The organism is Brevibacterium sp. ACRRH, from assembly GCF_022346365.1.
Classification (GTDB): Bacteria; Actinomycetota; Actinomycetes; order Actinomycetales; family Brevibacteriaceae; genus Brevibacterium; species Brevibacterium paucivorans.
On record NZ_JAKRMN010000012.1, the window covers coordinates 1 to 13,195 of the forward strand.

At 61.4% G+C, this 13,195-nt stretch carries 11 protein-coding genes; 3 read left to right on the forward strand and 8 right to left on the reverse strand.

Going from position 1 to position 13,195, the window contains the following annotated elements; translation table 11 throughout:
* A partial coding sequence (pdxS, locus tag MHX53_RS10585) for a pyridoxal 5'-phosphate synthase lyase subunit PdxS (RefSeq protein ID WP_239272718.1) occupies nucleotides 1–659 on the reverse strand: 659 nt, incomplete at its 3' end.
* A 202-nt stretch (nucleotides 660–861) separates the two neighbouring features.
* Here pdxS and MHX53_RS10590 point away from each other — a divergent pair.
* Entirely contained in the window at nucleotides 862–2,271 is a 1,410-nt protein-coding gene (locus tag MHX53_RS10590) for an aminotransferase class I/II-fold pyridoxal phosphate-dependent enzyme (protein WP_239272671.1), read from the forward strand.
* Between the two features lie 33 nt (nucleotides 2,272–2,304).
* Here the strand turns inward: MHX53_RS10590 and MHX53_RS10595 are convergent, their stop codons facing one another.
* The 4 genes from MHX53_RS10595 to rpsD all read right to left on the reverse strand — a co-directional run bounded on the left by MHX53_RS10595 (nucleotide 2,305) and on the right by rpsD (nucleotide 5,982).
* Nucleotides 2,305–4,092 (reverse strand): HNH endonuclease signature motif containing protein, encoded by a 1,788-nt coding sequence (locus tag MHX53_RS10595; RefSeq protein ID WP_239272672.1) that lies wholly within the window; start codon nucleotides 4,090–4,092, stop codon nucleotides 2,305–2,307.
* A 116-nt stretch (nucleotides 4,093–4,208) separates the two neighbouring features.
* The gene (locus tag MHX53_RS10600; RefSeq protein ID WP_239272673.1) at nucleotides 4,209–4,886 is read right to left on the reverse strand and encodes a cation transporter; all 678 of its coding nucleotides are present in this window, start codon (nucleotides 4,884–4,886) and stop codon (nucleotides 4,209–4,211) included.
* 146 nt (nucleotides 4,887–5,032) lie between these two features.
* Nucleotides 5,033–5,269 (reverse strand): hypothetical protein, encoded by a 237-nt coding sequence (locus MHX53_RS10605; RefSeq protein WP_239272674.1) that lies wholly within the window; start codon nucleotides 5,267–5,269, stop codon nucleotides 5,033–5,035.
* 86 nt (nucleotides 5,270–5,355) lie between these two features.
* A complete protein-coding gene (gene rpsD, locus MHX53_RS10610) occupies nucleotides 5,356–5,982 on the reverse strand; it encodes a 30S ribosomal protein S4 (protein WP_102238122.1) in 627 nt (208 codons plus the stop codon).
* A 208-nt stretch (nucleotides 5,983–6,190) separates the two neighbouring features.
* Between rpsD and MHX53_RS10615 the strand changes: the two genes are divergently transcribed.
* Complete coding sequence (locus MHX53_RS10615) at nucleotides 6,191–8,266, forward strand: hypothetical protein (RefSeq protein WP_239272675.1); 2,076 nt, start codon at nucleotides 6,191–6,193, stop codon at nucleotides 8,264–8,266.
* Nucleotides 8,267–8,275: 9 nt separating this feature from the next.
* Here the strand turns inward: MHX53_RS10615 and MHX53_RS10620 are convergent, their stop codons facing one another.
* Both MHX53_RS10620 and aspS read right to left on the reverse strand, forming a co-directional pair.
* Entirely contained in the window at nucleotides 8,276–9,592 is a 1,317-nt protein-coding gene (locus tag MHX53_RS10620; RefSeq protein ID WP_239272719.1) for a replication-associated recombination protein A, read from the reverse strand.
* Between the two features lie 59 nt (nucleotides 9,593–9,651).
* Nucleotides 9,652–11,424 (reverse strand): aspartate--tRNA ligase, encoded by a 1,773-nt coding sequence (gene aspS / locus MHX53_RS10625; protein ID WP_239272676.1) that lies wholly within the window; start codon nucleotides 11,422–11,424, stop codon nucleotides 9,652–9,654.
* Between the two features lie 78 nt (nucleotides 11,425–11,502).
* On the opposite strand from aspS, the gene MHX53_RS10630 reads away from it, so the two are divergent.
* Nucleotides 11,503–11,841, forward strand: coding sequence for a metalloregulator ArsR/SmtB family transcription factor (locus MHX53_RS10630; protein ID WP_204515910.1), 339 nt, complete (start codon nucleotides 11,503–11,505; stop codon nucleotides 11,839–11,841).
* Nucleotides 11,842–11,848: 7 nt separating this feature from the next.
* Here MHX53_RS10630 and hisS read toward each other — a convergent pair whose 3' ends face one another.
* Nucleotides 11,849–13,183 (reverse strand): histidine--tRNA ligase, encoded by a 1,335-nt coding sequence (gene hisS, locus MHX53_RS10635; protein WP_239272677.1) that lies wholly within the window; start codon nucleotides 13,181–13,183, stop codon nucleotides 11,849–11,851.
* Nucleotides 13,184–13,195: the final 12 nt, after the last annotated feature.

The following is a 13,195-nucleotide window of genomic DNA, read 5'->3' on the forward strand; positions in this document are numbered from 1 at the left end:
CCCACGAACACGCCGTCGGCGCCCAGCTGCATCATCATGGCGGCGTCGGCAGGGGTGGCGACTCCTCCGGCGGTGAAGAGGACAACGGGGAGCTGGCCTGTGCGGGCGACTTCTGCGACCAGGTCGTATGGGGCCTGTAGTTCCTTTGCGGCGACGTAGAGTTCGTCTGGGGTCAGGGCGCGCAGGCGGTTGATTTCAGCGGTGATGGTGCGGATGTGCTTGGTCGCTTCCGACACGTCACCGGTTCCGGCTTCACCCTTCGAGCGGATCATGGCGGCGCCTTCGGTGATGCGGCGGAGTGCTTCACCCAGGTTGGTGGCGCCGCACACGAATGGCACGTCGAACTTCTGCTTGTCGATGTGGTTGACGTAGTCGGCAGGTGAGAGGACCTCGGACTCGTCGATGTAGTCCACACCCAGCTCCTGCAGCACCTGCGCTTCCACGAAGTGGCCGATGCGCGCCTTAGCCATCACCGGGATCGACACCGCGTTGATGATGCCGTCGATGAGGTCCGGGTCGCTCATGCGAGCCACGCCGCCCTGGGCGCGGATGTCGGCTGGCACGCGCTCCAGGGCCATGACCGCGACTGCACCGGCGTCCTCTGCGATCTTCGCCTGGTCCGGGGTCACCACGTCCATGATGACGCCGCCCTTGAGCATGTCGGCGAGTCCGCGCTTCACGCGGCCGGTGCCGTGGTGGTTTTGGGCGGTGGGGTTTTCTGCGGTGGCTTGCTGGTTGTTTGCCGAGGTGTCACTCGAGTTCGTCATGTTGGGCTCCTTTGTCTGTACGTGCCTGTACCAGCGCTTTTAGTTTTGGTCTAGGCCAAAAGAATGTACCACGTCACAGCCTAGACTGGGGCATGTGACTCACCACGTGGAAATAACTGGGCAATCTGCGAGCGACATCGCCGACTCGGTCCGCACCCTCATCGACCGCGGGCACCTGCGCCCGGGCGACCTGTTGCCACCCGTGCGCACGCTCGCCCGAGATTTAGGCGTCAACCGCAACACCACCGTGGCTGCGTACCGACTGTTGGCGACCTCGGGCCTGGTCGTTGGGCAGGGTCGCGCCGGCACCCGAGTTGCCGACCTCTCCCCCGGCCCCCAGGACGGGTACGCGACGGATGGGGCGGATGACAACTCGGCCGAGGTGGTGGACCTTGCCAGCGGCAACCCGCTGCCAGAGCTGATCCCCGATCTACGCCCGGCGCTCACCGCCGCGGCTGGGCACACGGTGCTGTACGGCGAGCCGGTGATCGATGCGGGGCTTGCGCGGTGGGCGCGGGACTGGATTGCGCCGGATGTGCCGGGGGATTCAGGGGCTCCGGGGGCGACAGCAGCGCCGAGCGCTTCGGGGTCGTTTGAGTTGTCGGTGACCTCGGGGGCGGTGGACGCGATTGAGCGGTTGCTGGCGCAGTCGCTCATGCGCGACGACGCGGTGGGTTTGGAGGATCCGTGCTTCTTGGCGAGCCAGCAAACGGTACGGTTGGGCGGGTATCGCACGGTGCCGATTGCGGTTGATGAGCGCGGCATGACACCTGCGGGGCTGCAAGCCGCGCTTGAGGCGGGGGTGCGCGCGGTGGTGTGTACGCCTCGGGCGCAGAATCCCACGGGCGCGTCGATTGATGCCGAGCGGGCCCAGCAACTGCGCGAGGTTTTGGCCGACTACCCGTATGTGCTGGTGATTGAGGACGATTATTACTCGTTGTTGTCGCGGGTGCCGTTTGAGTCGATTGTGAGGCCCGAGCATCAGCGCTGGGCGCTGGTGCGTTCGCTATCGAAGTTCATTGGGCCCGATATTTGTGTTGCCCTAGTTGCCTCTGACCGGGAGACGGCGGCGCGGTTGGCGTTGCGGTTGAGCCCGGGCACCACGTGGGTGAGCCACTTGTTGCAGCGGATCGCGTTGGCGCAGCTCACCGATGCCAGCGCGCGGGCGCTCATTGAGCAGGCGGCCGGCGTGTATGCGGATAACAACGAGGCGTTCGTGCGGGCGCTAGCTGAGCACGGAGTTCATGTTGGGGTTGGCTCTACTGGGGCTGGCGCTGTGCGTGCTGGCGACGGTATCAGCGTGTGGGTGCCGGTGAAGGCTCCCGCCGCCGAGGTGGCCGCCCGCTTAACCCGTCACGGCTGGACCGTGCGTCCCGGCGATGAGTTCGGCCTCACCGAGGGTGGTACAGCCAGCCGTCACATCCGCGTTACCGTCCATGAACTGAGCGAGTCGCAGGTTGAGGCTTTTGTTACGGACCTTGTCTTGGCTGGCGGGTATGCATAGGCGACGCACAGTGGTCACGTGGCCCATTCACCACTATGCAGATGACTTGGCGAACGCTTCGAGTTGTTTGTAGTGCGCTTGGTGCAATGGTGATGCGGGAGGGTAGGACAACACGGTGCCGATCCGTGGAAACTCCCATTCCACTCCCCCGTCGCTTGTGCGCTTGGCCGTTAGGCGGCCTTCTGTTTTGGCCTGATGATGCTTGCGACACAAGGGGTGCAGGTTTTCAAGCACCGTCTGGCCGCCGTTCTGCGGGTTGGATTGATCGAACGGTATGATGTGGTCTTTGTCGCACGTCCGGGCGAATCGGTTACACCACGGCACGGAACAGTACACCCATCTAACTTCGAGCGTCCGAGCCATCGGTTTAGTCACCCTGTACCTGGTGGGCATAATTTCACACACTTCTCCCGTGGAGGGGTCAGTGAAGTACCTGTATACCGACGACGCTTCTCTTAACAGCTTGTCTGTGGTGTAAGAATCCAGCGCGAATTCGTTGTTCACCATCACCGGCACCGGCGGACCTGTCGAGCCACGACTTTTCACCGGGCCTTCTCGTTCTTGAAGCTCAGATCTTCCCACTTCGCGTGGCCCGTCTCTGTCGATTGCTCCAGGCTCGCTGCTGTCTATTTCCGGTGGCGTCCCTCGACCTATTTCTGTTGGCCTGCATCCTTCTTCTGTTGGCCTGTCCTCGTTTTCCATGATCCGGATCACCGGAACCATCACGTTGATTCCCGCTTGGGACTTCAACCACTCTTCGTTAGTTGGAATCGAGATGGTAAGTTTGACTTCTTTCACTTGCGTAGCACCGCGAGCTTCATCTTGGTCGAGCCACATCTGTATGGCTTCTTCACCGTACTGTGGCGCGGGAACATCGCAATCTTCGGTCAGGCCAGTAGCTTTCGTCATGCCAGTGCGAGTAATCCGAGCCTTGATCTGAGTCGCGGGCCGAGCTCCAATGGCCATGTCGTACATCACCTGGTGAAGCAAACGATCTTCGTCTATTTCTACTTCGCCCATGCTGCGCACTGGGACTTCTGTCGTTGGCGTGAACTCTTCGCTTCCGATGTGCGCTGAAAAGCTGCCGATGGCCCCATGAATAATGGCACGGGCTCCACCTTCGAGGCGTTTGTGCATCGCTTCGATTTCAATACTGGGACCGATCAAGCTCAGCACAGATTCCCCACCTGGATTGTGCGTGCACACCACCCGGCGATTTTCTCTAACAACTTCGTTGGTTTCTTGAGGAGTGGAGAGCATCGCGATGATTTCATTGACGTACTTCCTGAACACCTTTGGTGAGACATCCAGCCGCCGGTCCATCATCAAACGGTCAAACTCAATGATGTCGATGCCAGCCATTGCCACCTGCGCGGCGGTTGCCCGCACGCGTTCATACGACAGCTGGCCGTTCTGGACGTAGCTCCACAAACCTGGCATCAGAAGTGCCATGGTCACGATGGGTCGCAGTCGGGAAGTCACTTGCCTACCAGTGCAATCGAGAGCTGTTGCAAAAATCCCCACGTCTTCGATGGGCAGTTCGTACTGGAGTCGCACGATATCTTCGACGAGCACATACCCCACGCCATCTATCCGCACATACTTGGTGGGAGCGCCGCGGCCATCAGATAACTCAGCCAGCTTGGACGCCTCCAGCCTCGCTTTTTCGAGCTGACTGGGTGTCATTACCGGGAGGCATTCCATGAAATGTTGAACGACCACGCGCGCCAGCGCAACGAGACCCGCATCGGCCGCACGCCGAGCTTTCGTCAATACATCAATCTCACGGCAACCGCGCTCTTCAATGCCTCGTTCGTACATGACACTCACCCCCCTCACGCCTCTATTCTATTATTATTCGAACGATAGCGCAAGAGTGAATACGATATTTTTTCGATTTATTTTCGACAGTCCCAGATCGTCGCATCACCGGACCGTCACCCTTCGAGTTCGGGCACCTCGGCGCGGGCTTGTTCAAAAACTTCCTTGGCGGCGTGCAGGTTAATCACGCCAATGACCAGCCCCACAGCCACGTCCGGCCACACGCTGGCCCAGAACACGGTCACCACGCCAGCAGCGATGATCAGCACATTCGCCAGCGCGTCATTGCGTGCCGCCAGCCACGCGCCCGTCATGAGCGCACCACCACCGGACCGCACCCGGAACAGCAGCACCGCGCTCACCAGGTTAATCACCAGCGCGCCCACCGCGGTTACCGACAGCGTGAACGGCTCCGGCGGCTCCCCCGACGCCAGCTTCACCGCCACCATCACGAACGCCGCCACCGCAGGTATCAAGATCAGGCCGGCCAACGCGTAACTGGCCTTCCGCCGCCCCGCCAGCGACCAGCCCACCGCAGTCAACACCAGCAGGTTGATCAGCGTGTCCTCGAGGAAGTCGGCCGCGTCGGCAAACAACGACGCCGAACCGATCACCAGCGCCACGACACTCTCCCCCAGGAACCCCACAAAGTTGATCGCCGCCACGATCGCAATCGCCGTGCGCGCTCTCCCGGACACATTCGCCGCGTTAATGTTTTCCGGGTTGGTCCCGCCCGGGTTGTCGTTCTCCTGGTCGTTGTCTCCCGAGGTGCCAGCCGGTTCCAGCTCAGCCATAGTTTCCTTCCAAATAGGTGGGGCGCACCCTCGCCACGTTCGCCACATCCCTATTTACCCAAAAACCCACACAAAACAAGACCCGAGGTGACAACCACCTCGGGCATGTTATTCATGCTTTCATGTAACGGCTACTCGCTGATTGTTTACTCTTCAACGGCACCCCGAGAACGAGCCACAACCAGATGCCAAACACCCGCCCACAGAGCTAACGGGACCCCCAGCGACAGGACAACGAGCGAAGCAACCCCAATGCTGATCCAACCGTCGCCAGCAAACTGCGACCAGAGAAGAAGACCGAGGCCAGCCACAATTAAAACCGCTGAACACCACGTCACACCTTTAAGCAGACCCGGTGTCGTTTTGCCCGCACTTATTGTCATGTCCTGTTTCCTTCGCTTTTGTAGTGACTCCTATAGAAACACAAAAGCCCGAGGCCATAAACGACCTCGGGCTTTTGAAACGAGCTTTAGCGTGAGTAGTGCTCAACGACCAGCTGAACGTCGCAGGTCACTGGAACTTCTTCGCGCTTAGGGCGACGCAACAGCGTAGCCTGCAGAGCTTCCAGGTCAACGTTGAGGTAGCCAGGAACAGCAGGCAGCACGTCGCGGTGCGCACCAGCAGCAGCCACCTGGAACGGATCCATTGGCTGTGAACGTTCGTGCACGTGGATCATCTGGCCTTCCTTCACACGGTAGGAAGGACGGTCCACACGCTGACCGTCAACACAGATGTGACGGTGCACAACGAACTGACGCGCCTGGGAAATGGTGCGAGCGAAACCTGCACGCAGAACCAGAGCGTCCAGACGCATTTCCAGAAGCTCAACCAGTGCTTCACCGGTCAGACCGGACTCTTTACGAGCTTCCTTGTAAGTCTTGAGCATCTGAGCCTCGCGAATACCGTACTGAGCACGCAGACGCTGCTTTTCCTTCAGACGGATCGAGTAGTCAGAGTCATTACGACGACGAGCGCGACCGTGTTCACCCGGTGGGTATGGACGGCGCTCAAAGTACTTTTCAGCTTTCGGGGTCAGCGGAAGACCCAGGGCACGCGACAGGCGAACCTGACGGCGTGAACGCATTGCAGATGACATGTTTACCTTTCGGTTTGGTATTGCGTCACACCGCGACGTGGCAGTCTGCACAGCCGAACTCGGATCGTGGTGCAACAGTTGTTTCCCCCTGTGGGAAAGCAATCGACGCATGCGAGTCCACGCGCACGAAGGCCGCCCGAAAACGGGCACAACAGCAGAAAACTTTACCACGGTAGCCATAGCAACCGCCAGTTCGTACACTGAAGACATGGCTGAGACACCCCGCACCAAGTCCCACCTGTCCCAGATTCGCTCGTGGTGGAAAACCCTGAGCGACGATCACTTCATCGCCCTCGACCCACCCACCACGGACCGCTACACACAAGGCCACCTCCACGAAGACGCGGCAGAAGCTAAAGCCCAGCACGACCTTCCCCAGGACATCTCCTACGCTGGCTGGCACTGGCAAACCCACTCACGCGCATTCACCAAGAAGGGTGAACTCCTCGAACCCCTGCACATCCACTGGGGTGGCGACCGCGAAACCGTCCGCGCCCACCTGAACAACCTCCCCGACGGCTGGAAACTGACCGGTGGCGAGACCGACACACAGTCGTTCCAACTCGACCTCAACATCCCCCGCGGGCTCCCCGCGTTCACAGACCACAGCGCCACCTACCGGCTCCTCGACCGACTCAAAAGGGAGATCCAGGACCTCGACCAGCGTGAGAATCGCGAAGATCCTTTAGAGGATCACAACATCCCACCGGCCACCCAGAAGTGGCTTCACGACCTCCTCGCACACACCATTAGCGCGCGGCAAACCGAAGAAGACCCAACAGACCACACCACGGACATCACGGACTCCCTCCTCACCGTGATGTTGCAGACCGCGCTGTTCACCCGCGACGAACTCGACCAACTCACAACCAAGCCCTACCCCATCGCGAACAGCACCACCCTCCTCGAAGCACTCCTGGAGGCCCAACACCCAAACGCCCGCGACTATGCCGACGAACTGGGCGACGAAGCAATCCGCGTACTCGAGCACCACCCCAACGCCATCACGCTCAGCATCCTCAAAGACCTTGCCCCCACCAACCACTCCGCGCTGGGCGACTACATCACCGTCCGCGCCCACGTGGAAAACGCCCAAGACACAGACGCCCAGGGCACAAACGCCCCCGACATCGTCGCCGCCGCATTAGCCACGATCGACGAAATGCCACCCGACTCCTGGACCCACTTGCGCAGATCCGTCGTGGCCACCGCCGTGAGCGACTGGTTCACCGACCAGATGGGCGAATCCTTCTACCCCCGTTGGAACCTCGGCACCCTACGCACCGTGACCGACGAACGCCTCCCCGTCGAGTTCCGCGCCCCCGCCGCCCGCAAAGCGCAAACCCTCCTCAACGCCTTGGACGTCGCTCCGCACCTGGCCCCTGCCGACCCCGCCGGATGGCAACCAGCCGCCCACGACGCGCGCCAGATACTCCCTCAACTCCTCGAACAGTCACCCCCGTGGCTCAACGGAGGCCGGTACGTACTCGATGACTCCTACGCCGAGTTCACCACCGTCGACGCCACCCACGAAACCTGGCTGCGCGACGCCCTCACCCAACCCGACCGCACCATCACCGCCTACGCATTCATCCTGGGCACCCTGGTCGACCACGACCTCGGCACCACCCAGGACATCGACACCTGCACCCCACTGTGGCGCAAAACCCTCACCAAAAAGGACGACTACCGTTGGGTTTTCCGCCACCCCATGGTCGCCCTCACCGACCTGTGCATCCGCCACGATCACCCGCTACTCAAAAAGCTCCTCACCTGGTGGGATAAAGCCACGCCTAAGTGGAAACACGGCCTGAAACCGCTCGTGGAACTCATGACACACACCCCGTCCACCCACGCCGAGGCGGTCGACCGGTTCCGTACCGTCCCTTACGGTGAGGCGACCCACCAGTTCTTCACCCAGTACGTTCTGTCGCGCGCCCGCGACCGGGGAACCGATCCGCGCACAGAGGCCCTGGAACTCGTCGAAGACCCAGCGTTTACCGCTCTCAAGCTCAGCGCCGACCGCGAACACATCCTCATGTCCGTCGTCGTCCCCGAACAGCCTCTGTGGGGCTTCGACCACCACCAGGCACTGGACCGCGCACTGCGCGTTCTTGAAGACCCCGACTCCCCGCAGGCCTTCATCGACGCCGCCCTGTACACACTGAACACACCGCACGTGAAAAGCGACTACGACGCCACCCACCTGGAGCGCGTCCAACTCCGCGGGATCCCACTGGCCCTGCGCCGGCAGCGGGCGCTCGAAAAATTCGGCGACGGGTAGTTTTAAGAGCTACTTAGGCTCCCGCAACTGCTGCAGGATCGCCAGCCGTTCAGCCATGCCCTTTTCGTAACCGTTGTCGGTGGGGTCGTAGTACTGCGTGCCCACCAACGAATCCGGCAAATACTGCTGCGGCGACACCGAATGCGGGAAGTCGTGCGAGTACTTGTACCCCACGCCGTGTCCCAGCCCTTTGGCACCCGGGTAGTGCGCGTCCCGCAAATGCGGCGGCACCTCACCCGACTTGCCGGCCTTCACATCGGCCAACGCCTTGTTAATCCCCATGTACGACGCATTCGACTTAGGCGCCAACGCCAAATACACCACCGCTTGCGCCAACGGAATCCGGCCCTCCGGCATCCCGATCCGCTCCACCGCCGTCTGCGCGGACACCGCCACCGTCAACGCGTTCGGATCGGCCATGCCAATGTCCTCCGACGCCGCAATCACCACGCGCCTGCAAATGAACCGCGGATCCTCACCCGCTGAAATCATCCGCGCCAAATAGTGCAACGCCGCATCCGGGTCCGAACCCCGAATCGACTTAATGAACGCACTAATCACGTCATAGTGCTGGTCCCCCGCCCGGTCGTACCGGACAACGGCGGCCTGGGCCGCCTCGGCCGCGTGCCTCTCCTCAATCACGGGCGCCCCGGAGTCCGCGCCGCTCCCAGCGTCCGCGCCGTTCCCCGCGTCCCCCTCAGCCTTCGCCGAGGCGGCCGCCGCTTCCAGCACGGTCAGCGACCTGCGTGCATCCCCGCTGGCGACCGACACGATGTACTCAAGCGCCTCCTCGGACAGCTCGAACTGCCCCGCCAAACCCCGCGGGTCCGTCACCGCGCGCGTGACCAACGTGCGCAGGTGTTCTTCCGTCAACGGTTTGAGTTGCAACACCAACGACCGCGACACCAACGGCGCAATCACCGAAAACGACGGGTTCTCGGTGGTCGCCGCCACCAACACCACCAGCCGGTTCTCGACCGCCGGCAACAACGCGTCTTGCTGCGCCTTGGAAAACCGGTGGATCTCGTCCAAGAACAACACCGTGGTCAGCCCGCGCATCTCCCGGTCGCGCCGGGCGTTCTCGATCACCTCACGCACGTCCTTCACACCCGCGGTGATCGCGGACAACTCCACGAACCGTCGCCCCTCGGCGTGGGACACCGCGTGCGCAATGGTGGTCTTCCCCACCCCGGGAGGGCCGTACAAAATGACCGAGGTGGCCCCGGCTACCCCGCGCGGGTCCGACTCGGCGAGTTGCCTCAGCGGCGAACCCTTAAACGTCAGATGGTCCTGCCCTACGAGTTCGTCGATAGAGCGCGGGCGCATACGAACGGCCAGGGGATCAAGCACCGATCCCCCGGCCGCGTCGTCAAAAAGGTCCACTCTTATTCGTCGTCTTCCGGCGTGTAGTCCACGCCCGCTTCCTTACGCTGCTGGTCCGTAATCGGAGCAGGAGCAGCCGTGAGCGGGTCGTACCCGTTACCCGACTTGGGGAACGCAATCGTGTCGCGAATCGATTCGGTTCCCGCCAGCAGTGACACCAGGCGGTCCCATCCGAACGCGATACCACCGTGCGGAGGCGCACCGAACTTGAACGCATCCAGCAGGAACCCGAACTTCTCTTGCGCGTCATCCTGGCTGATACCCATGACCTTGAACACGCGTTCCTGGACGTCTGGACGGTGGATACGGATCGACCCACCACCGATCTCGTTACCGTTACACACGATGTCGTACGCGTACGCCAGTGCCGATCCCGGGTCCGTGTCGAACGTGTCCGCAAACTCTGGCTTAGGCGCGGTGAACGCGTGGTGAACAGCAGTCCATTTACCGTCGCCAACTGCCACGTCCCCGGCAGCCACTGCGTCCTCGGCCGGTTCAAACATGGGCGCATCCACGACCCACACGAACGACCAGTCGCCTTCCTTGATGAGGCCAGTGCGCTCACCGATCTCAACACGCGCAGCACCCAGCAGCGCACGCGAGTCCGTAGCCTTACCGGCTGCGAAGAAGATCGCGTCACCCGGGTTGGCGCCAACAGCAGCAGCCAAACCGTCCTTCTCTTCATCCGACAGGTTCTTGGCCACCGGACCGCCCAGCGTGCCGTCTTCGCCCACCTGCACGTATGCCAAGCCCTTGGCACCGCGCTGCTTAGCCCATTCCTGCCACGCATCGAACTGGCGACGAGGCAGCGACGCTCCACCCGGGTACACAACAGCACCCACGTACGGCGCCTGGAACACGCGGAACCCAGTGCCCGCGAAGTACTCCGTGAGGTCCGTCAACGGCAGACCGAACCGCAGGTCAGGCTTGTCGCTTCCGTACTTTTCCATGGCGTCTTTGTACGTCATGCGCTCAATGGGCGTAGGAATCTCAACGTCAATGAGCTTCCACAGCTCAACCAGAATCTCTTCGGCCAACGCGATGATGTCGTCCTGCTCCACGAAGCTGGCCTCGATGTCCAACTGCGTGAACTCAGGCTGGCGGTCGGCGCGGAAGTCCTCGTCACGGTAGCAACGCGCAATCTGGTAGTAGCGTTCCATTCCGGCCACCTGCAACAGCTGCTTAAACAGCTGTGGCGACTGTGGCAACGCGTACCACGAACCCGGCTTCAGGCGAGCAGGCACCACGAAGTCACGCGCACCTTCAGGCGTCGAACGCGTCAGCGTAGGCGTTTCAATTTCAATGAACTTGTGCTTGTCCAGCACCTGGCGAGCCGTCTTGTTGACATCCGAACGCAGACGCAGCACGTTACCCGAGGCCGGGCGACGCAGATCCAAGTAGCGGTACTTCAGGCGCGTTTCCTCGCCCACCTTAGAGTCTTCCGCGTGCTCCGACACCTGGAACGGAAGCGCTGCCGACTGCGCAAGAATCTCGACATCCGTGTCGACAACCTCGATCTCACCCGTGGGCAACGCGTCGTTCGTGTTGCCTTCCGGACGTGGCCTCACCGTTCCGGTGACCTTGACAACCGTTTCGTTCTTCAGTTCATCGGCAACGTCTTCGTGAACCACGACCTGGACAATGCCCGATGCGTCACGCAGATCAATGAACGCCACACCACCGTGGTCGCGGCGACGATCGACCCAACCGGTCACAGTCACAGTCTGATCGACGTGGTCAGTACGCAAGCTTCCAGCTTCGTGAGTACGTAGCACCGAAGAGTCTCCTAGAGTAGAAAAGTCAGTATGTACATCCTAGGTTAATCCAGGATGATTCCCGAACCAGGAGAACGCATGGAAACTCAACCCGAGGACGTTGACAACCCCACCTCGGCACAAGTGCAGGTGGCGGCCGAAACCTTCCGCATGCTCTCCTCGCCCACCCGTCTACTCACCGTGTGGTTTCTTACCCACAACGAGTACGACGTGACGGGACTTGCCGACGCGACCGGCACCTCGGTCCAATCCATCAGCCAGCACTTAGCCAAAATGCGCTTAGCCGGACTGGTGTCCTCCAGGCGCGACGGCCGCCGCATCTACTACGTGGTCGACGACCCGCACGTAGTCACGATGGTCACCCAAATGTTCGAGCACATCGCGCCCGACGGCTCGCTCGCCCCGGACCCGGAATAGAGGGGCCTTACACCACCCGCACGACCTGCGGCCACAGGTCCGCAGCCGGCGGAAGCCACTCGTCAGCAGCCGCAGATTCCTGCTTCCCGGAACGAATGTCCTTGACTTCGTGTCCCGATTCACCGTCGGTGAACCACACGAACGGGATCCCCCGCTTATCCGCAAACTTGATCTGCTTGCCGAACTTCGACGCCACCGGCGACACATCCGCAGGAATCCCCCGCTCACGCAAGGCCCGCGCCACGTTGTTAGCTTCCGCTCGCGTCTCCTCATCGGTCACAGCCACCAAAACAGCCGTAGGAACCTCGCGCGTGGCCGTGAGCACCCGGTCTTTACCGATCAACCGCGACATCAGACGCGACACCCCAATGGACATTCCCACGCCCGGATACACGCGCTTATCCGTGCGCGCCAACGCGTCATAACGACCACCGGAGGCCACCGAACCCAAGGACTCGTGCCCCTGCAACAAGGTCTCGTACACGGTCCCCGTGTAGTAATCCAGACCTCGGGCGATCTTCAACTGCGCAACCACAGATCCCGGCGACTGCGCGTGCGCCTGGTCAATGAGCTTCACCAACGCTTCCACGCCTTCGTCCAGCATGTCGTTGCTGACGCCCAACGCTGCCACCCTGTCTGCGAACTCCGCCGTTGCAGACTCAATGTCCGCCAGTTTGAGGCAGGCCTCCGCCTGGGCCGAGGTGGCCCCCGCCTCCTCCTGGAGAAGTTCGGCTACCCGTTGCGGGCCGATCTTGTCGTACTTGTCGATACAGCGCAGCACCGCGGTGATGTTTTCTAGACCCACACCTCGGGCGAACCCTTCAATGAGCTTGCGGTTGTTCGCAACCACCTTCACCGGCGGCACTCCCAACTCACCCAGAGCGTCAAACGCTTGCACAATGACCAACGGCACTTCGTATTCGAAGTGTTCAGGCAGAGTATCTTCGCCGATCACGTCGATATCGGCCTGGATGAACTCGCGGTAACGGCCGTCCTGGGGTCGTTCTCCGCGCCACACCGGCTGGATCTGATACCGCTTAAACGGAAAGTTCAAGTGACCAGCGTTTTCCACCACGTAACGCGCAGTGGGAACCGTGAGGTCGAAGTGCAACCCCATAGGGTTCTTTTCGGCACCTTCTGAGTGCAGGCGGGACACGGCGAAAATTTCCTTGTCGATCTCACCGTCTTTAGCCAAGGCCGACAGTGGTTCAACCGCGCGCGTATGGATCCCCGCGAAACCGTTGAGCTCAAACGTGTGCTTGAGAAGATCGATGATCCGTTCTTCAACAGCGCGATCGGCGGGTAACCATTCGGGAAAACCTGAAAGTTTGGCGGTTGCCACAGTACTAACTCC

Coding starts and splice junctions, on each gene's coding strand:
- MHX53_RS10595 (WP_239272672.1), bottom strand. CDS start 4,092: ATGTACGAACGAGGCATTGAAGAGCGCGGTTGCCGTGAGATTGATGTA.
- MHX53_RS10600 (WP_239272673.1), bottom strand. CDS start 4,886: ATGGCTGAGCTGGAACCGGCTGGCACCTCGGGAGACAACGACCAGGAG.
- MHX53_RS10615 (WP_239272675.1), top strand. CDS start 6,191: ATGGCTGAGACACCCCGCACCAAGTCCCACCTGTCCCAGATTCGCTCG.
- MHX53_RS10605 (WP_239272674.1), bottom strand. CDS start 5,269: ATGACAATAAGTGCGGGCAAAACGACACCGGGTCTGCTTAAAGGTGTG.
- MHX53_RS10630 (WP_204515910.1), top strand. CDS start 11,503: ATGGAAACTCAACCCGAGGACGTTGACAACCCCACCTCGGCACAAGTG.
- MHX53_RS10620 (WP_239272719.1), bottom strand. CDS start 9,592: ATGCGCCCGCGCTCTATCGACGAACTCGTAGGGCAGGACCATCTGACG.
- rpsD (WP_102238122.1), bottom strand. CDS start 5,982: ATGTCATCTGCAATGCGTTCACGCCGTCAGGTTCGCCTGTCGCGTGCC.